Origin of the sequence: Glaciihabitans sp. UYNi722 (assembly GCF_040549465.1) — a bacterium.
Classification (GTDB): Bacteria; Actinomycetota; Actinomycetes; order Actinomycetales; family Microbacteriaceae; genus Lacisediminihabitans.
In genome coordinates this window covers 130,106-147,953 of record NZ_JBEPTL010000003.1, presented here as the reverse complement: position 1 = coordinate 147,953, position 17,848 = coordinate 130,106, and the positions used below count along the sequence as shown (strand labels likewise).

The window sequence follows — 17,848 nt, the reverse complement described above, 5'->3', positions numbered from 1 at the left end:
TCGAAGCTACCGCCCCGAAACAGCGTTCATCGTAACGACGACACGGTTGAGGTCAGGAAGCCTTCGAGGCGCGACGGGCCGCCAACTCGTCAGCGGCATCCGGACGCTCTGAGTCGAGTTCCACGAGGCTGGTCTCCACCTCGCGGAGCACCTTGCCCACGGCGATACCGAAGACACCCTGGCCGCGGCTGACGAGATCGATGACCTCGTCGTTGGAGGTGCAGAGGTAGACGCTGGCGCCGTCGCTCATGAGAGTGGTCTGGGCCAGGTCGCTCACGCCGGCTTCGCGGAGCTGGTTGACCGCGGTACGGATCTGCTGCAGCGAAATTCCGGTATCGAGCAGGCGCTTGACGAGTTTGAGAACGAGGATGTCGCGAAACCCGTACAACCTCTGGGAACCGGAACCGGCAGCACCACGCACCGTCGGCTCCACGAGTTCCGTACGTGCCCAGTAGTCCAGCTGGCGGTAGCTGATGCCTGCCGCCCGAGCAGCGATCGCGCCGCGATATCCGGCAGCGTCATCGAGATCGGGGAGGCCGTCGGTGAAGAGCAAACCGAGGTCGTAACGAGAATCCTCGCTACGGGTACTGAGTTCGCTCATCTGACTGCCTTCCACCTCGTCGACCACTTCCAACGTTCAAGGAGTGGTTGATACTTCTGTCGTGGACCACGTTACCGAGCGGTGTGCCCTGAACGTCGTCTTTGCTCTCCTACTGCCCCGGCGTGTCGGTGAGATTGCTTCCCGAGACGACCCTGTCTGGAACATCCAGCTTACGTGTCGAGCCTCGAGAGCGCAGAGCGAATCAGGCTGCCGCGCACGATCTCCAGTTGTCCGGCGATCTCGCGCGCGAGTTCCGCCGCCTTCGCCCTGCTCGACGCGTCTTTTCGGCGCGACACCGGAATGAGGGCGCTTTCGATGAGACCGAGCTCGCGTTCGGCAGCTGCCCGAAAGCCGCGAAGGTGTCGCGGTTCGATACCGGAGCGCTGGAGTTCGACGAGCGAACGGAGCACCGCGAGGGCCTCCTCACCGTACAGGTCGGCTGCGGCGATGAGAGAAGAGGAGACCGCGTCGTTCAACAGCTGCGGCGTAGCGCCCGACTCACGGATCAGTTCGTCCCGGTGCAGGCGACGCTCGCTGGAGAGAATCGACGGCGAGGCGAAGGTGGAGCCGCCAGGGAGTGCCGGAGGCCGTCCCGCGTCGATGTCGTCGAGATATCCGCGAATCACCTTGAGCGGCAGGTAGTGATCGCGCTGCATTGTGAGGACGAAACGAAGGCGGTCAAGATCGGTCGACGAGAATTTGCGGTAGCCGGACTCGGTGCGCGCCGGGCAGATCAGCTGGCGTTCCTCGAGAAACCGCAGCTTCGACGGGGTGAGATCCGGAAATTCGGCGGTGAGTCTGGCGAGCACCTGTCCGATACTGAGTAGGTTCGTGGCCCCAGGCACTCTGGCCTGGGCGGCGGACCGTGCCACTACTTGCTCGCTCGGTGCGCGAGATCTACTCGGGACGCGTAAAAGGTGAGTCGGAACTTGCCGACCTGCACCTCGGCCCCATCGCTCAGGAGCGCAGTGTCGATGCGCACGCCATCGAAATAAGTACCGTTGAGGGAGCCGAGGTCCCTGATCTCAAACGCGGTGCCGTGGCGCAGAAACTGGCTGTGGCGACGCGAGACCGTCACGTCATCGAGAAAGATATCGGCATCCGGATGCCGACCAGCCGCCGTCACATCCGCATCCAACAAGAATCGTGCACCCATGTTCGGCCCCCGTCGAACGACTAACAGCGCTGAACCGGAGGGTAGCGCGGCGATCGCCTGCTGCTCTTCCGGTGACACTTCGCCCTCGAGCGCGGCGAGTTGTGCCTCGAATTCTGCGCTCAGGTGGAGAGTCGTGTCGTCCTCGCGAGGAGGATTCTTCGCGTCCTGGTCATTCTCATCTGAATCGGTCATGGCGCACACCTCCCTTGCTTTTGCTTAGCGCCCAAGCGTATCTGATTCGGCGGCCGCATCCACCCGCGGAATTGTGACCACCCTCACAGTTTCGAGCAGGTAGATGATTCCGGCCCACCAGTAGAGGAAGGCTCCCCAGAGCGCGAAAGCCCAGCCGATCGGCGATGTCAACCAGACAGCGCCGGGGAAGGCCTGGCCGATCATCAGGATGGGAAGGGCATAGAAGAGGCTGAAAGTCGCGACCTTGCCGAGATGGTGCACGGGTAGTGGACCGTATCCGTGATTGGCGAGCACGATGCCGAGCACGATAAGCATCACATCGCGACCGACGATCACCACGAAGAGCCACCACGGGATGACCTCACGGATGGCGAGACCGACGAGTGCGGCGAAGATGAACAGCCGGTCCGCAGCCGGGTCGAGCAATTGACCGAGCCGGGACACCTGGTTGAGGCCGCGGGCGATCATGCCGTCCAGGTAGTCCGTCACGCTTGAAATAACGAGTACGAGCAGTGCCAACCCGTCCTGCCCGATGATGATCAGATCGAGGAAGACAGGAACGAGCAGCAGCCTGATGAAGCTGAGTCCGTTCGGGATCGTGAGGATTCTCGAACTCACCTGGTTCTGCTGTTGAGACTCCACAGTCACCGAGTCTATCGAGGGGAAGGGCGGCGATAAGATTCGACGATGACTCCCGTTATCGTCGTGCTGATTCTCGCGGGCCTGTTTTGCGTCTTCGCCTGGATCGCCTCGCTCATCACCAGAGACACCTCATGGGTTGACCGTATCTGGTCGATCGTGCCCGTGATCTATGTCTGGATTTTTGCGCTCTTCGCGGACCTCGCGGATGCCCGGTTGGACGTCATGGCGATCCTCGTCACCCTCTGGGGTGCGCGGCTGACCTTCAACTTTGCCCGCAAGGGCGGCTACAACGGGGTTGAGGACTACCGCTGGCCGATCCTCAGGGCACGGATGAAGCCGTGGCAGTTCCAGCTGTTCAACCTGTTCTTCATAGTGCTCTACCAGAACGCCATCCTTCTTCTCATCACCCTGCCTGCGCAGACCGCCTATACCAACCGGGCGCGCCCGTTCGACATCCTGGACCTGGTCCTCACACTGATCTTCCTAGCCTTCCTGGCCGGCGAGACGGTGGCCGACCAGCAGCAGTGGAACTTCCACGGCTGGAAGCGTGCGGAGGTAGCGGCGGGCCGCGAGCCGAGCCCGCGCTTCCTGCAGTCGGGGCTGTTCAGGTTCTCGCGCCATCCCAACTTCTTCTTCGAGCAGGCGCAATGGTGGGTGCTGTTCTTCTTCGGCACCTCAGCTGCGGGCTCGGTTCTACAGTGGACGGTGCTCGGCCCGCTGCTGCTCACCGGCCTCTTCATCGGCTCGACGATCTTCACCGAGAGCATCACTCTCAAGAAGTACCCGGAGTACGCGTCTTATCAGAAGCGCACCTCGCCGATCGTGCCGTGGGTGCCGGGCCACGAAACCGCAGAGTCGGCCGTCGCCTAACTTTTCGGGCAGGCCTCTGCCGAGCCATCATCATCCGGAGCGATCTGTGTGCCGCCGAGGATTCCGTCGTCACCCGTGGTCGAGGCGTTGGTGAAGTCGGCTGGGGTGGCGGCATCCGTCGATCCCTGGTTGCTCGTCGAGCCTGAGCTGCTCGATTCGCCGAGTACCGAGATGGCGGTGCCTCCGACGGTCACTGGGATGTCGAGACCGATGAGTCCCTGTGTTCCGCCGAGTAGCGAGTCGCCGCCATTCGTCGTTGCAGGGGCCGCGGCGGCCGGTGCGGGTGCTACCGCAGGAGCGGCGGCAGTGGTCGAATCCGAAGAATTCGAGTCGCCGAGAACGCTGATCGCGTTACCGGAGAGATCGATCGGGACGGCCACATTGACCAGCGCCTGGGTGCCGGATGCTGCGCCGTCCTGTCCGGACGTCGTACCCACCGGAGCGGCAGCCGCAGCCGGGCGGTCGTCGAGTTCGACGAGGCGGAATTCCCGAGCAGGGAGATCGCGTTACCCGACAGGTCGAGCGGAATGTTCAGACCGAGGACGGCCTGCGTTCCGGAAAGCAGGCCGCCATCGCCTGTTGTCGTGTTGTCCGCGGCGTTGGCCGCGGTCGCGGCGAGGAGCGTGAGCCCTCCGACGGCGAGAGTCAGGTACAACCCTCTCAGAAGTAGCTTTTTCACAAGCTTTTTCATTGTGATTCAACTCCAAAATGGATGAGTGAGCGTGCTCCCACGAAGCGGGAGACGTGGTTCGCGTGTCCTGCCCCGGAATCCAGGCAGGCGCGAACTCACTCAGTCGCGGGTTGAACCGAGATCGAAGATCGGCGATGACGGAAGCGCATCGTCGGAGTCGAGGGCACGCAGCGCCATGGCCGCGTGCAGGAACAGCGAAGCGTGCTGGGCGTCAGATGCCACCGCTCCGAGCGCGCCGCCGGAGGGCGCAGAACTGCCGCTGCCAGCGGGAGCCGGCGCTACAGCTGGCTGCCCGTCGGGAGCGTGTGGAGTATTGGGCCGGAACGGCCTGGTGAGAGCGGAAGAATCCGAAGAAACCGTGTCGAAGTTGCGTATCGACGATGGCGAAGCGACTGCGACACTCGCCTGGTCGACAAAGACGTCTGCGGTTGCCTGGGGCAGGATCGTTGGTTCGGTAGCACCGAGTGACGGACCCGCCGGGGCATCAGCCCCAGGGAGCTCGGTGACGAGCTCGGATGTGATCGAGCGCATCGCGTTGTCAACGAGGTCGGCCACGGGATCGGTCAGTGTCTGTGTGGCATTTGCACCGAGCAGGTCGCTCACCACAGGAATGCTGCTGACGATGGGATCCACGAGGCTGGTGACCGGCTGCAGCAGCCGCGCCACAGGCTGGGTAGGAACGCTGGCCACTACAGGGCAAACGGCCCGTGTAACGGGCGTCGCGACCGGTTGGACTGCGGCTACGACGGGCTGAGGAACAGCCGCCGTCACACCCTGGGTGAGACCGCTTACCGCGTCACGGGTAGAGTCGAGAAGGTTTGAGACGGGGTGTGTCACTTCAGAAAGAAACGAAGACACCGCTCCGGTCGCCGTGTCGCCTTCATCCGCATGCGCTGGAGAGACGGCAAGGAGGAATATCCCGGCGACAACAAAACCCGCACCGGCGAGAGCGCCGAGGAGGAAACGCGCGTGACTGACAGGCTCATGAATTTCCACGACAACCATGTCAATCACCCCACCGGTTGATTGCCCCCAGAGCAGGCATGTCACAACGGGCCTGTCTATCCCCGAATCAAAAAAATCGAAGTTTACGGGCGACATACAGAAGGACGCTCCCGGGGTGCCTCCTCCCTGTCTCGAGACCGAGAGAGTAGCGTCGAAGGATGTCCTGCATCCGATTCAATACGCCGGCTCAGCGCCAGGCGATGCGCGACCACCGCCCCGTCATGCTGACTCCGGAAGAGGTCGCGGCCCAACATCCCGCTCCCCCGGTGACCGAGAGCAAGATCCGGCGTCTTCGGCTGCTTGCCTCCGACCGGAATCCCAAAATCCGCGAGAGCGTGGCGAGCAGCCACAACACCCCGCAGGATCTCTTCGAGACTCTGGCGAAGGACACCGACGACGGCGTTCGCTCCTGTGTCGCCCGCAATGAGGCTGCCCCCTGCGATGTGCTGCGCTCCCTCGTCGACGATGCGTCAGAACGGGTGCGCGGCTTTCTCGCGCTCAACTTCTTCGTACCGGCCGATGCCATGGAGCGGCTCGCGGACGATCCAAGCGACACCGTGCGCGGCCTGGTCGCCTGGAAGGGCGCCCTCTCCGACGCCTGACCGGCCTAGGCTCGAGAAGTGGATACCGGATCGAGCGTTCGTGTCGACAGTTGGGTCTGGGCCGTGCGCGTTGCCAAGACCCGTTCTGCGGCGACGACTGCCTGCCGCGCCGGTCACGTGCAGGTGAACGGCGAGAGGGTCAAAGCCGCCCAGCCGCTGCACGTCGGCGACGAGGTGCGGGTGCGCACCAGCGAGACCGAGCGCACCCTCCGGGTGGCACGCCTCATCACGAAGCGGGTCAGCGCGGCCGTCGCCGCGGAGTGTTTTGTGGACCTCACGCCTCCTCCGCCGCCGCGCGAAGAAGTCGCCCTGCGCGTGGTCAGGGATCGCGGCGCAGGCCGACCGACCAAACGCGACAGGCGCGACATCGAGAGGCTACGCGGGCACTGACGCCGCGTCATGTAAACACCGTGTGAAGTATTGCCGTTCCCGTTCGTGGCCGACCCCGCGAATCCCTAGGATTCGGGAATGACTGATGCAACCGCCACCCTCCATTCCGTCAAGGCGCCGATCATCGAACCGGGTGGCATCGAAGCCATCCCCTCCGATAAACGACACGGTTCGCCATGGCAACTCTTCGCCACCTGGACCGCCCCCAATCTCGAGTTCGCCACCATCTTCGTCGGCGTGATCGCCGTCGCCTTCTTCGGACTCGGCTTCTGGCAGGCAATGGCCGCACTCGTGCTCGGTACAGCCGCCGGCGCCCTGACGCAGGGAATCCTCTCCACCTGGGGCCCGCGCGAGGGACTCGCCCAGATGGTGCTCAGCCGCACCGCCTTCGGGTATCGCGGCAACATCCTTCCGGCCGCGCTGAACACGGTGATGGCCGGGCTCGGCTGGTTCGCCGTCAACTCGGTCAGCGGCGCCTTCGCGCTCTCCACCCTCACCGGGATGCCGACGGTGCTGTCGCTGCTCATCGTCGTGGTCATCGAGGTCGCTGTCGCGTTCATCGGCCATGACCTGGTGCAGGTCTTCGAGCGGTACTCCAGCTACATCCTCGGCGCGATCTTCATCGTCGCCACGGTCACGATCTTCATGCACGCGAACATCGGCGGAGAGGTCAAGGGCGGAGGCTTTAGCTTCGGTGGTTTCACTCTCGCTGCGGGTGCCGCCTTCGGCTATGCCGCCGGATGGAATCCCTACGCCTCCGATTACAGCCGCTACCTGAAGGCCGCGACACGCAAGGCCACGATCGGCTGGGCTGCCGGCCTCGGCAACTTCATCTCCTGCGTCGTACTCATGGGCGCGGGTGCCGCCGCCGCGACGATCGCCGGATTCAACCCGGATGACCCGACCACCTCCTTCACCGCGAGCATGCCTGTCGTCATCCGCGACCTCACCCTGGTGGCGATCGCGGTCGGCGCCATCGCCGCCAACGCGCTCAACATCTACTCGGGAGCCATGTCCTTCCTCGCCGCGGGGATCAAGATTCCCTTCGCGCTGCGCAGGGCGATCATCGCGCTCAGCTTCGGTGTCGTCGGTTTCTTCATCGCCTGGAGCGCCCTTCCGGACGCCGGGCACACCTACGAGAATTTCCTGCTGGTGATCGCCTACTGGATCGCGCCGTGGCTCGGCGTCGTGCTCGTCGACCGCTACCTGCGACGGGGAACGGAGATCTCGTCGATCGTCACCGATCAGGCGAAGTATCGGAATGCGGCCGGCATCATCGCCTTCCTCATCGGGCTTGTCGTCTCCATCGTGCTGTTCTCCAACCAGGCCTTCTATTCCGGGCTGGTCGTGAAGGCCGCCCCGGCGATTGGCGACCTCACCGCGATCGTCGGTTTCGTGCTGGCCGCGGTGACCTACCTGCTGATCTTCCTGGCCATCAAACCTCGACTCGGCGGCTCGCTCAGCGAGACGCCATCGGTCGTCATCGGTGTGGATGCGGCGGACGAGGTCGCATGACCACCGTCTACGCAACCAATGCCGAGAAGCTGGCCGTCGCCGTCGCTGAGGCCGCGATGGGCGCGGCGGAGGGCGGTATCCCGATCGGCGCGGCGCTCTTCGCCTCGGACGGCACCCTGCTCGGCAGCGGTCACAACCGTCGGGTGCAGGACGGCGATGCTGCGATGCACGCCGAGACGAACGCGTTCCACAACGCGGGACGGCAGCGGAGCTATCGTGACACGGTGATGGTCACGACCCTGTCGCCCTGCTGGTACTGCTCAGGACTCGTGCGCCAGTTCGGCATCGGTCACGTGGTTGTCGGCGACGACACAAATTTCTTGGGCGGCCAGGATTGGCTCGCGGAGAATGGCGTGCAGCTGACGGTCGTGAACGACCCGGAACTCGTTTCCATGATGAGTACATTCATCACCGACAACCCGGAGCTCTGGAACGAGGACATCGGGGAGGACTAGCGGCGACCGATCAGCCCGCGCACCATGGCCGCCTGGCCGACGTGCTGGAGGTCGTCGGAGATCACGCTGACCAGTCGAATCGCGCGGGTCACCGGCGGGTCCCACGCCTCATCGACCACCTGCTCGAGGTCACTGTCGTTCAGGCCGGTGATGTACTCGACGGTGCGCTGGTGGACAGCGTCGTGATAGCCGGCGAGCTGCTCCGCGCTGAGTCCCCGCACGGAACCGACCTCGCCCGACGACTGGCCATACCCCGTCGCGCCCGTCTCGAATGGCAGGCCGAACCGCTTCTCCCATCCGTGGGAGGTCCACAGCTGCTCACTGCCGGCAGTGTCAGCGATGTGGTCGTCCTGTACCCGTGTGAGGTGCCAGACGAGCCAGGCGATCGAGTTGCCTTCGTCATCCGGACGGGCGGCGAGTTGTTCTTCGTCGAGGCCGGAAACCACACGATGAAGGTTGTCCCGGATGCGGTCGTAGGCGTCGACGAGAAGGTTCGTAGAAACAGACATGATTCGAACCTACGCTCATCGGAGCCTCGATCAAGTGGCTCGGAGCGACCTATTCAGCCGACCAGTGGCTTCGTGCGCGAAGGCAAGGAATTCATCCGAGCCACGGAGCTCGTACTCGACTCCGGCTGGAATCCAGAGCAGGACCATCAACATCAGCTCGAAGCTGTCACCACCGATCGGCCAGCTCGTGGTCTCGTCGTCGACGCGGGTCACGCCCTTCGACCACGGCCCGAAATACTCGACCATCTCCTCGAGCGGCAGTGCGATCAGGACCTCCGCGTTGTGACGCCGCCGAAGTGAGGCGACCGCAGCAGCGACGAACTCTGCGGCATTCTCCGCGGGCAGGTCGCGTGACTCGAAGCGAAGACGTGTGCCGAAGAAGCGGCTCATTCTGTCGATACGAAAGGTGCGCCAATCGTCACGACGAAGATCCCAGCAGACCAGGAACCAGCTGTGTTCGGCCGCGACGAGGGAGTGCGGCTCGACCACGCGATCGGTTTCATCGCCGTTCGCAGCAACGTAATGGAAGCGGATCCGCTCGCCATCGCGGCAGGCGAGAGCGAGCTGGCCGAGCATGTCGGGCGAGACTGCGGCAGCACTCCGCGGGGTCTCGGATCGGGCGAGCCCGGCGATCGCGTTGACCCGCTCGCGAAGCGCAGAAGGGAGAATCTGCTCGAACTTCGCCATCGCACTGAGGGTGGTCTGCTCGCCTTCGACGATGCCCTGGCTGGCCGCGACGCGGAGTCCGATGGCCATGGTCACCGCTTCGTCGTCAGTGAGCAGCAACGGAGGGAGCTGGGATCCAGCCTCAAGACGATAGCCGCCGGTCGCTCCCCTGGCGGCTTCGATGCGGTATCCGAGTGCGCGGAGTCGTTCGACATCGCGTCGAAGCGTGCGTTCTGTGACGCTCAGCCGCTCGGCCAGCTGTGGTCCCGACCACTGCCGGTGGGTCTGCAGGAGGTTGAGTAGGGCGAGCACCCTGGAGGTTGTTTTTGCCACCCATCAATCTTGGTCGTAATCAGGACTGAAGGCGACCTGTTTGACTACTAGCGAGGCCCCGACAATGGCACCATGGTCGCTATATGCGGCCTCAGGCCACGCGCTGCTGCGCGAGATACCCAGCAGCAGGACGTGCAGCGTCGCGTTCCCTGCCATCATGCCAAAGAGACGGTGGGAGCCGTCGCTGGGCGCGACTAACCAGTCGGCGTGAGTCGGAAAATGCGCAGGATCCGACCGGAGGCGCGCTCGTATCCCCGATAGCCCGGCCACTGGCGCTCGATGAAGCGCCAGACGCCCTCGCGCTCGTCATCGCCGATCAGTGTCGCTGTCACCCGGATGCGGCGGCCGTGCACGCTGACCGCCGCGTCGGGGTTGGCGAGCAGGTTGGCTGTCCAAGCCGGATGGTTGTCACGGGCGAAATTGCTTCCGGTCACCAGCATCCGGCTCGCACCCTCCGGACAGTACATGAGCGTGGTATGCCGTTCGAGGCCCGACTTGGCGCCGCTGGTGTGGAGCACCAGCGACGGCACGAGCAGACCACTCATCTGCACGCGTCCGCGCGTGACCCAGGCGATCCCTTTCTCCAGCGGCGGCATGATGGTCGGGCCGAAGCGCCGGAAGAAGCGCGAGCGGGAAAAGCGGGCGACGGCGATACGGACTCCGCGAACCGGGGATGGCATGCCGGTATTCTTGCCGTCCCCTCCCAGCCGCACCAATCGGGCTATTGCACGTCGTAAGCGGAGATGATGCCTAGTCGCGCAGGTCGAGCCAGCGCACCTGCTCGTCACTGAGTTCGACGCGCAGACCCTCCATGGATGTTCGCGTCTCCTCGATGCTCCGTGGGCCGATCAGGGCGAAGGTCGGGAACTTCTGTGCGAGTACATACGCCAGCGCTATCGCCGTGGGTGCGACTCCCCGCTCCGCACCGAGCCAGCGAGCACGCGCCAGCCGCTCGAAATTGTCGTCGCTGTAGTAGCAACGCACCAGTTCGGCATCCGACCTGTCAGCGGGATCTGCGCGACCGGTGAAGAATCCACGGGCCTGCGACGACCATGGCAGCAGCGGGGTGAGAGTCTCCTCCAGCCATTTCTTCGACTCGGGATCGGTCGCGTGCTCGCAACCCGCCCACGGCACGTCCAGTGCCCTGGCCAGACCGAAATGGTTGCTCAGCGCGGCGAAGCCTTGCTTGTCGTTGGCGCGGGCGTACTCATTGGCCGCCTCGAAGCGTGGAATGGTCCAGTTCGATCCCCCGAACGCGCTGATGCGTCCTGCTCTCGCGTGCTCGTCGAGCACATCGACGAAGTCGCCGACCGGGATGTCCGGGTTGTCCCGGTGCATCAGGTAAAGATCGAGATGGTCGGTCTGCAACCGGTCGAGAGTCTCGAGCAGCTGACGGGTCAGCGATTCCGGATCACAGTAGGGCGTGTGCGCTCCCTTGCCGACGATCACGATGTCGTCGCGGATGCCACGATTGGTCACCCACTGCCCGAGCAGCTTCTCCATCAGGCCGTTACCGTAGATGTATCCGGTGTCGAAGGCGTTGCCGCCGCGCTCGACGAAGTCGTCGAACATGGCTGAGGCGTGCGGCAGGGTCGTCTGGTTGTCGCATCCGAGAATCAGGCGCGACATCCGCTTGTCTATCCCGGCGATCTGCCCATAGGGCATGACGTTGCCCGCATCGACCGCGAGCGGCAATCCGCTGGCTGTCGGAACCAGCGCCGTCGGCTGCTCGAAGGGGTAGACCAGGCCGACTGCTGCACGCCACTGGTCGAGGGTGCGAGCATTGCCGAGACTGTCGGCCCAGTTCATCTGCGGAGCCTGGCCCTCTGCCGCAAATTCTGCGGCGGCGTCCGCCTGCAGGGCGTAGGCATGGGCGGGCGCCACGGCGATGACCTCCACCGGTTCACCCACTCGGGCGATCTCGATGGTCGAGCCATCCACGATGTTCGGCAACCATGGTTCCGGCAGGGTGAGGCGTCCGGCCGATCCGAAGACGACGACCTCGTTCCTGCCCTGGAGACCGACGCCACTGGTGACATGCGCGGTGACCCCTGACGCGAAAGTGAGCGAGGCACTCGCCCATTCGTCGACACCGGTCGAACCAATGGTGCCGGATGCCGTCAGCGAAACCGGGTCAACAAACAACTGCCCTGCGGCGACTCCCGCGACCAGTCGTGCTGCGGAGACCGGGTATCCCCCGACATCGAGGATGCCGCCACCGGCGAGATCCGGATTCTTCAGGCGGTGATCGGCGGGAAAGTCGCCGGAGAACGAGAACGACGCTTCGACGTGCTGGATATCGCCGATCGCGCCGGAGCGCAGCAGCTCGAGAACCCGCGCGACCTGCGGATGGAAGCGGTACATGAACCCCTCGGCGAGGTATACGCCGTTACGGCGAGCAGCTTCGATGGCGACCATGACGCCGGCATGATTCACCGCGAGCGGCTTCTCGCTGATGATGTGCTTTCCGGCCTCGGCGGCCTCGATCACCAGCCGGACGTGCTCGGTGTGCACGGTGGCGATGTAGACGGCATCGACGTCGGTGTCCGCCAAGAGTTCGGCGTAGGACCCGTAGGCCACCGGCGCTACATTGCCGGTGGCGAACTCACCGACAAAAGCTTCAGCTCGGGAGAGATCTCGACTGGCGACCGCGACGAGCCTGCCGGTGGCGCTCGATGGGAGTTGCTCGGCGAACCGGTGGGCTATGGACCCCGGTCCGATGATTCCCCAACGAAGGTGGGCTTGAGCCACTGTCCTGCTCCTCGATTGTGTAGCATTGTCACCGTCAGCTTTGTTGCCGTGAACGTTCACGGCACAAGCTTATCAGTACGATGCCTTCTATGCCCAGTGCCGAGAACGACCAATCGAACCTCCGCCGCCCCACGATCATCGACGTCGCGCAGGCTGCCGGAGTCTCTCGACAGACGGTGACCAGGGCACTTAATGGGCTTCCGGACATCAGCCAGCAGACCCGCACCAGGGTGCTCGATGCGGCGAAGAAACTCAACTACCGCCCCAATCGTGCGGCCCAGAGCCTGGTCGGTGGGCGCAGCGTCGCCATCGGATTCGTTGTCAACGACCTGCGAAACCCCTACTATCCGGAGCTCGCCTCCTCTCTCGTGCGACTTGCGGCGGAACGCGACTGGAGCGTGATCGTCTGTGACCTCGGTCGACAACCGGCCAGCGGCAACCTGGCGCTCGAATCGCTGGTGCGCCGAGTGGATGCCGTTGTCGGCCATCTCCCCCACGATCGCTGGATCTGGGACGACCTGCTCGCTTCGGTGCCGACGGTGATTCTCGACGACGCACAGTTCGACGAGAATCGGGCGCGCATCGAGATCGACTACGCCGTCGGAATCACCGAAGCGCTCGACTACCTCGTAGCTTCAGGGCGGCGCAACGTCGCGATGATCGATGCGGGCGGGGAACCATCCCGTCGACGACTGATCTATCGAGACTACCTGCGCGATCACGGCCTGCCATGGTCGAACGCTTCCGAGGTGTCGGCGCAGGATACGCACCAGGGTGGCGTGGATGCGGCGCGCCTTCTCCACGAACAGTATCCCGCCGCCGACGCGGTGCTGGTCTTCAATGACGTCATGGCCGTGGGTGCGCTCAAAGGGTTCGCTCGAGCCGGAGTGCGGGTGCCGCAGGACATGGCGGTCATCGGCATTGACGGCCTCGACATCGGCCAGCTCGTCACGCCGGAGCTGACGAGTCTCGCGCTCGACAAGACCGAAGTCGCCCATGTCGCACTCGAACTGATCGAAGGAATACTCTCCGGCACCCTGCCACTCTCGGGTCCGCACTCCCAGCCGAGGATGACACACACCCTCGTGAGGCGAGAGTCTGCCTAGAGGTTCTCGAGCCAGCGGGCGCAGAGTTTGGTCCACTGTGCGACGTCGCCGCGATGAGTGGTGGGCCTCATACCCTGCGATATAGTTAGCACACAACAACTAACTGTTTGGCGCGCAACGATGACGCCGGTAATCGGAGGAATCGTGGCTGAAAAAGCTGTTCGCGAACGCACGGGCATGTTCAACAAGGACCACCCGAAATACAAGTGGATCGCGCTGAGCAACACCACGCTGGGCATTCTGATGGCCACGATCAACGGATCGATCGTGCTGATCTCGCTGCCCGCGATCTTCAAGGGCATCAAGCTCAACCCGCTCGAACCGGGCAATGTGAGCTACCTGCTCTGGATGCTGACCGGCTACATCCTGGTGACCGCGGTGCTGGTGGTCAGCTTCGGTCGCCTCGGCGACCTCTACGGCCGCGTGCGCATCTATAACCTCGGCTTCGTCATCTTTACGATCTCGGCGATCTTCCTGGTTTTCGACCCCTTCACCTCGGGAGCCGGTGCGCTCTGGCTGATCGGATGGCGCGTGGTGCAGGCCGTCGGAGGTGCGATGCTCTTCGCCAACTCCACGGCCATTCTCACCGACGCCTTCCCGATCGAACGCCGAGGATTCGCCCTCGGCATCAACCAGGTCGCCGGAATCGCCGGAACCTTCCTCGGCCTGATCGTCGGAGGGGTGTTGGCCGAACTCGACTGGCGTGCCGTCTTCATCGTGAGCGTGCCCTTCGGCATCCTCGGCACCATCTGGTCGTACAAATCTCTGCACGAGGTCGGTACGCGGGCGACCGGAAAGGTCGACTGGCCGGGAAACATCGTCTTCGGTATCGGGCTCATCGCTCTCCTCTCCGGCATCACCTATGGCATCCAGCCTTACGGCGACAGCTCGACCGGATGGACCAATCCCTGGGTGCTCGCCGGCATCATCGGTGGCGCCATACTGCTCGTCTTCTTCGTCTTCCTCGAGCTGCGGGTGAAAGATCCGATGTTCAATATGCGGCTCTTCCGCATCAGGGCTTTCGCTTTCGGCAACTTCGCCGGGCTGCTCGCCTCCATCGGCCGGGGTGGACTCCAGTTCATGCTCATCATCTGGTTGCAGGGCATCTGGCTCCCGCTGCACGGCTATTCGTACGAGAGCACCCCGCTCTGGGCTGGCATCTACCTACTGCCGCTGACCGTGGGATTCCTCGTCTCCGGACCGATTTCCGGGACCCTCTCCGATCGTTTCGGCGCCCGCACCTTCGCCACAGCCGGACTGTTGCTTGTCGGCCTGACCTTCGTGGCCCTGCTCTTCATCCCGGTCAACTTCGAGTATTGGATATTCGCCATGCTCACCTTCCTCAACGGCGTCGGCTCCGGCATGTTCGCGGCGCCCAACCGCACGGCGATCATGAACAGTGTTCCGGCGAACCAGCGTGGAGCTGCATCCGGGATGACCGGCACCTTCCAGAACGCGGGAAACTCGCTCTCGATCGGCATCTTCTTCTCGCTGATGATCGCCGGGCTCTCGGTCACCCTGCCGAACGCGATGCGCGCAGGTCTCACGTCTCACGGCGTGAGCAGCACCGTCGCCGACCAGGTCGCCGCTACTCCCCCGGTGGGCAGCCTCTTCGCGGCCTTCCTCGGTTACAACCCGATCGAATCCATCCTCGGGCCGACTGGGGTACTCAAATCGCTGACCTCCTCGAATGCCGCCGCGCTCACCGGCAAGGCGTTCTTCCCGCAGCTGATATCCGATCCGTTCCACGCCGGGCTCGTGATCGTCTTCATCGCCGCCGCCGTCATGTCGGTGATCGGTGCGGTTGCATCGCTCGCAATGGGCGGCAAGTATGTTCACGTCGAAGAGCCGCTTCGGAACAACCCAGCCGAAGTGCTGAGCGACGTCTAACAGAGAGCAGAGTCAGCCATGAACACAGCCGCTTCGACCGATACGGCCGCACGCCTCGCGTTCGTGGTTGGTCGCTTCAATCGACGACTGCGCTCGGCAACAGGCGGCCTAAGTCATGGTCTGCTGTCCGCTCTCGCATCGGTGACGAAACATGGGCCGATCAGGCTCGCCGAACTCGCCCAGGTGGAGTCGGTATCGGCGCCAAGCATCACCCGCATGATCGCAGAACTGGAGACGAGAGGGCTCGTCGCGCGTAAAGCCGACCCCGACGACGGCCGGGCAGTACTCATCGAGGTGACGACGGATGGAGCGGAAGCGGTACTTCAGGCGCGTGCCGCGAGAGCCGCCGTCGCCTCAGGCATGCTGGGCGAACTCAACGATGACGAGGTCGCATCCATTAGGTCGGCCATACCGGCGCTCGAACGGATGATCGGCGAGGATTAGGCAGACGCTGCGTGATGTTGACGAGCCGCGTGATCGGCCAGCCGTGCCGATTGTGCAACACCCTCTTGTCATACTGTCTAGGCTGATGTCGGCCATCCGAGCCGTCGAGCGCTACGAAGATGATCTTGGAACGTTCATCCAGAGAGTAAGGAAACGAACTGAGAATCGTCAGCTACAACCTGCGCAAGCACGCGGCGATTGGAGAACTCGGCGCGATCGTCGAGAACCATGACGTCGACGTGCTCTGTCTTCAGGAGTGCGACACCGATGCCCTGCCCCAGCGACTCCGCCACCTTGCACTGGTCGGCGCCACCGAGACGAACCGGCTTGGCCTTGCCATCTACGCGCGCGACGAACTGTACGATGTGCGGGCGACAAGGGTCTTCGCGCTGCACAAGTCGCTGCACGACCGGGTGCTGGCTCCCGCGAACGAGCGCCTGCTCGCGGCACACCTGGTGAATCGCGAGACGGAGCAGGAGGTGCTGGTGGGTTCATTCCACGCGGCGCCGCTCACTGCATCCAATTCCCTGCGTCGCAAGCAGATCGCCTCCGCCCACATCGGCATGCGATCGCTGGCTGAAGAGCTGCCAGCCGTTATGGTCGGTGACTTCAACTATCCACTGTTCTCTAAGGCCCTCAAGAGGCGCCTGCAGACCTCAGGCTACGAACTCATTCGCACCACAGAGCCCACCTACGCCCGGTACAAGTTCTTCACGGGTTACTTCGACTTCGTGACCTCAAACGGTTTTCGCGTCGACAGGGTCGATGTATTGCCGCGTGGCGCTTCTGATCATCGCGCTATCAGCCTGTTCGCCCAGGTGACGGCTGCCTGACAGCGACGTCCATTCGTGTCGCGGAGCATCACCAACCTGTTGAATCCCCAGGCCGCAATCATGTACCTGGCGTTGATTCCGCAGTTCATCCATCCGGCATCGGGCAACGTGGTTGCCCAGGGTTTCATCCTCGCCATCAGTCGCTAGCCCCTCAGCCGGCGAGTAACCTCCGCCGTTTACCGTCCTGACACTCTGCGCTCACCGTAGAGATGCCGGCTGCTCACTGTCGGTCGCGAGGGTGGTAACCGGGCATGGCTGACGGTGCCGGGAGACGAGGGTCGTATGGGCCAGGCTGCGAATGCTCCGATCGCCTGGGTCGAGTCTCCACTGCAACTCGTGGCCGCAGCGGAATGGGCAACAACGCAGGACGAGCCGATCGTCGTCGCATTACGGATCACCGGTCCGCAGATGTCTGGTACCGCCGAGGAGCTTCTCTCGCGCGGTGCACGGTTCGCCCGGTGCGTGCCATACTTCGGCATCCCGTGGCAGTTGCTTTCGCAGCATCGCAAATGGGCTGTCGGGGACGGTTTCTCCGGCCAGTTCAGGCTGGCCGGCACTCTCATCACCCCGCGCGCACTGACCCTTCTCGACGACGGGGCGCAGACGCTCGCGGTAGCGGATGCGCTTCTCGGACGAAGTCCCTACGCGCGCCCCGGACTGCACGAATCGTCAGCCGCGACTCTCCTTGGCAGCCTCATCCGCGATCGGATGCTCGGCATGGCGGCCCGCGAACTCCTGGAGATCACGACAGCCTTCAACCTCGGAGCCGAGCGGCTCGCCGCTCTTGCGGACCGCGGCATCCGGGCCACGAGGCATCGACTCGAGTGGATTCGACAAACAGCCCGCCCGATCGCGGTGCCAGGCAATCGGATACTGCTCGGCAGCGCGCTGCCCATTGACGGCCGGATTCCGTTCGATCGCTATCTTCGTTGGGTCGCGGATGAGGCACGAGAGTCCCCACTGGCCTACCTGCCCCATCGCCGCGAAACGGCGAAGACGATGGGGGCCGTGAGAGAGCTGCCCGGCGTTCGCGTCTACGAGACCGGGCTCCCCGTCGAACTCGTGCTGGCCGGAACACAGGAGCCGCTCGAAGTACTCACCCTGCCCACCAGCGCCGAGACCACCCTCGCGCTCGTTCTGGACGGAACGGGCAGCACGATACATACCCGCTCGCTTGTTCGCTCTGGCCGGTAACTG

General features: G+C 63.9%; 21 protein-coding genes. 11 read left to right on the top strand and 10 right to left on the bottom strand.

What is annotated here, in order from left to right:
- Nucleotides 1-52 precede the first annotated feature (52 nt).
- The 4 genes from ABIB56_RS03295 to ABIB56_RS03280 form a co-directional block, all read right to left on the bottom strand.
- Entirely contained in the window at nt 53-601 is a 549-nt protein-coding gene (locus ABIB56_RS03295) for a MerR family transcriptional regulator (RefSeq protein ID WP_354567459.1), read from the bottom strand.
- Nucleotides 602-771: 170 nt separating this feature from the next.
- Nucleotides 772-1,473, bottom strand: a complete 702-nt coding sequence (ftsR, locus tag ABIB56_RS03290; RefSeq protein ID WP_354567457.1) for a transcriptional regulator FtsR — start codon at nt 1,471-1,473, stop codon at nt 772-774.
- Nucleotides 1,473-1,949, bottom strand: coding sequence for an FHA domain-containing protein (locus ABIB56_RS03285; RefSeq protein ID WP_354567455.1), 477 nt, complete (start codon nt 1,947-1,949; stop codon nt 1,473-1,475). Before ABIB56_RS03285 ends, ftsR begins: the two co-directional genes overlap by 1 nt.
- A gap of 24 nt (nt 1,950-1,973) precedes the next feature.
- Entirely contained in the window at nt 1,974-2,591 is a 618-nt protein-coding gene (locus tag ABIB56_RS03280; protein WP_354567453.1) for a CDP-alcohol phosphatidyltransferase family protein, read from the bottom strand.
- A 45-nt stretch (nt 2,592-2,636) separates the two neighbouring features.
- On the opposite strand from ABIB56_RS03280, the gene ABIB56_RS03275 reads away from it, so the two are divergent.
- Complete coding sequence (locus tag ABIB56_RS03275) at nt 2,637-3,461, top strand: DUF1295 domain-containing protein (RefSeq protein ID WP_354567451.1); 825 nt, start codon at nt 2,637-2,639, stop codon at nt 3,459-3,461.
- Here the strand turns inward: ABIB56_RS03275 and ABIB56_RS03270 are convergent.
- Both ABIB56_RS03270 and ABIB56_RS03265 read right to left on the bottom strand, forming a co-directional pair.
- A complete protein-coding gene (locus ABIB56_RS03270; protein ID WP_502917537.1) occupies nt 3,458-3,898 on the bottom strand; it encodes a chaplin family protein in 441 nt (146 codons plus the stop codon). The genes ABIB56_RS03275 and ABIB56_RS03270 overlap by 4 nt on opposite strands.
- Before the next feature lie 353 nt (nt 3,899-4,251).
- Entirely contained in the window at nt 4,252-5,157 is a 906-nt protein-coding gene (locus ABIB56_RS03265; RefSeq protein ID WP_354567449.1) for a hypothetical protein, read from the bottom strand.
- A gap of 158 nt (nt 5,158-5,315) precedes the next feature.
- Between ABIB56_RS03265 and ABIB56_RS03260 the strand changes: the two genes are divergently transcribed.
- From ABIB56_RS03260 to ABIB56_RS03245, 4 genes are all read left to right on the top strand, one after another.
- On the top strand, nt 5,316-5,759 hold the full coding sequence (locus tag ABIB56_RS03260; RefSeq protein WP_354567447.1) for a hypothetical protein: 444 nt from the start codon (nt 5,316-5,318) through the stop codon (nt 5,757-5,759).
- Between the two features lie 18 nt (nt 5,760-5,777).
- Nucleotides 5,778-6,149 carry an RNA-binding S4 domain-containing protein gene (locus ABIB56_RS03255; RefSeq protein WP_354567446.1) on the top strand — a complete coding sequence of 124 codons (372 nt, stop codon included), beginning with the start codon at nt 5,778-5,780 and terminating at the stop codon, nt 6,147-6,149.
- Between the two features lie 78 nt (nt 6,150-6,227).
- Nucleotides 6,228-7,664 carry a purine-cytosine permease family protein gene (locus ABIB56_RS03250; RefSeq protein WP_354567444.1) on the top strand — a complete coding sequence of 479 codons (1,437 nt, stop codon included), beginning with the start codon at nt 6,228-6,230 and terminating at the stop codon, nt 7,662-7,664.
- Nucleotides 7,661-8,119, top strand: a complete 459-nt coding sequence (locus ABIB56_RS03245) for a nucleoside deaminase (RefSeq protein ID WP_354567443.1) — start codon at nt 7,661-7,663, stop codon at nt 8,117-8,119. Before ABIB56_RS03250 ends, ABIB56_RS03245 begins: the two co-directional genes overlap by 4 nt.
- Here the strand turns inward: ABIB56_RS03245 and ABIB56_RS03240 are convergent.
- The 4 genes from ABIB56_RS03240 to ABIB56_RS03225 form a co-directional block, all read right to left on the bottom strand.
- Entirely contained in the window at nt 8,116-8,628 is a 513-nt protein-coding gene (locus tag ABIB56_RS03240) for a mycothiol transferase (protein ID WP_354567442.1), read from the bottom strand. The genes ABIB56_RS03245 and ABIB56_RS03240 overlap by 4 nt on opposite strands.
- Before the next feature lie 30 nt (nt 8,629-8,658).
- Complete coding sequence (locus tag ABIB56_RS03235) at nt 8,659-9,627, bottom strand: helix-turn-helix transcriptional regulator (RefSeq protein WP_354567441.1); 969 nt, start codon at nt 9,625-9,627, stop codon at nt 8,659-8,661.
- A gap of 194 nt (nt 9,628-9,821) precedes the next feature.
- Nucleotides 9,822-10,307 carry a nitroreductase/quinone reductase family protein gene (locus ABIB56_RS03230; RefSeq protein ID WP_354567440.1) on the bottom strand — a complete coding sequence of 162 codons (486 nt, stop codon included), beginning with the start codon at nt 10,305-10,307 and terminating at the stop codon, nt 9,822-9,824.
- 70 nt (nt 10,308-10,377) lie between these two features.
- Entirely contained in the window at nt 10,378-12,378 is a 2,001-nt protein-coding gene (locus ABIB56_RS03225; protein WP_354567439.1) for an aldo/keto reductase, read from the bottom strand.
- A gap of 89 nt (nt 12,379-12,467) precedes the next feature.
- Here ABIB56_RS03225 and ABIB56_RS03220 point away from each other — a divergent pair, with 89 nt between their 5' ends.
- From ABIB56_RS03220 to ABIB56_RS03195, 6 genes are all read left to right on the top strand, one after another.
- Entirely contained in the window at nt 12,468-13,484 is a 1,017-nt protein-coding gene (locus tag ABIB56_RS03220) for a LacI family DNA-binding transcriptional regulator (RefSeq protein ID WP_354567438.1), read from the top strand.
- A 144-nt stretch (nt 13,485-13,628) separates the two neighbouring features.
- Nucleotides 13,629-15,374, top strand: coding sequence for an MFS transporter (locus ABIB56_RS03215; RefSeq protein ID WP_354567437.1), 1,746 nt, complete (start codon nt 13,629-13,631; stop codon nt 15,372-15,374).
- Between the two features lie 18 nt (nt 15,375-15,392).
- Entirely contained in the window at nt 15,393-15,818 is a 426-nt protein-coding gene (locus ABIB56_RS03210) for a MarR family winged helix-turn-helix transcriptional regulator (RefSeq protein WP_354567436.1), read from the top strand.
- 158 nt (nt 15,819-15,976) lie between these two features.
- Nucleotides 15,977-16,651, top strand: coding sequence for an endonuclease/exonuclease/phosphatase family protein (locus tag ABIB56_RS03205; protein ID WP_354567570.1), 675 nt, complete (start codon nt 15,977-15,979; stop codon nt 16,649-16,651).
- Nucleotides 16,652-16,666: 15 nt separating this feature from the next.
- Nucleotides 16,667-16,798, top strand: coding sequence for a hypothetical protein (locus tag ABIB56_RS03200; RefSeq protein WP_354567435.1), 132 nt, complete (start codon nt 16,667-16,669; stop codon nt 16,796-16,798).
- A gap of 135 nt (nt 16,799-16,933) precedes the next feature.
- Entirely contained in the window at nt 16,934-17,845 is a 912-nt protein-coding gene (locus ABIB56_RS03195) for a hypothetical protein (protein ID WP_354567434.1), read from the top strand.
- The last annotated feature ends 3 nt before the right edge of the window (nt 17,846-17,848 follow it).

Excerpts from the sequence above, each read along its gene's own strand:
- ABIB56_RS03295 (WP_354567459.1), bottom strand. The coding sequence starts at position 601 with ATGAGCGAACTCAGTACCCGTAGCGAGGATTCTCGTTACGACCTCGGT.
- ABIB56_RS03285 (WP_354567455.1), bottom strand. The coding sequence starts at position 1,949 with ATGACCGATTCAGATGAGAATGACCAGGACGCGAAGAATCCTCCTCGC.
- ABIB56_RS03275 (WP_354567451.1), top strand. The coding sequence starts at position 2,637 with ATGACTCCCGTTATCGTCGTGCTGATTCTCGCGGGCCTGTTTTGCGTC.
- ABIB56_RS03265 (WP_354567449.1), bottom strand. The coding sequence starts at position 5,157 with ATGGTTGTCGTGGAAATTCATGAGCCTGTCAGTCACGCGCGTTTCCTC.
- ABIB56_RS03260 (WP_354567447.1), top strand. The coding sequence starts at position 5,316 with ATGTCCTGCATCCGATTCAATACGCCGGCTCAGCGCCAGGCGATGCGC.
- ABIB56_RS03250 (WP_354567444.1), top strand. The coding sequence starts at position 6,228 with ATGACTGATGCAACCGCCACCCTCCATTCCGTCAAGGCGCCGATCATC.
- ABIB56_RS03245 (WP_354567443.1), top strand. The coding sequence starts at position 7,661 with ATGACCACCGTCTACGCAACCAATGCCGAGAAGCTGGCCGTCGCCGTC.
- ABIB56_RS03240 (WP_354567442.1), bottom strand. The coding sequence starts at position 8,628 with ATGTCTGTTTCTACGAACCTTCTCGTCGACGCCTACGACCGCATCCGG.
- ABIB56_RS03230 (WP_354567440.1), bottom strand. The coding sequence starts at position 10,307 with ATGCCATCCCCGGTTCGCGGAGTCCGTATCGCCGTCGCCCGCTTTTCC.
- ABIB56_RS03220 (WP_354567438.1), top strand. The coding sequence starts at position 12,468 with ATGCCCAGTGCCGAGAACGACCAATCGAACCTCCGCCGCCCCACGATC.
- ABIB56_RS03210 (WP_354567436.1), top strand. The coding sequence starts at position 15,393 with ATGAACACAGCCGCTTCGACCGATACGGCCGCACGCCTCGCGTTCGTG.
- ABIB56_RS03195 (WP_354567434.1), top strand. The coding sequence starts at position 16,934 with ATGGGCCAGGCTGCGAATGCTCCGATCGCCTGGGTCGAGTCTCCACTG.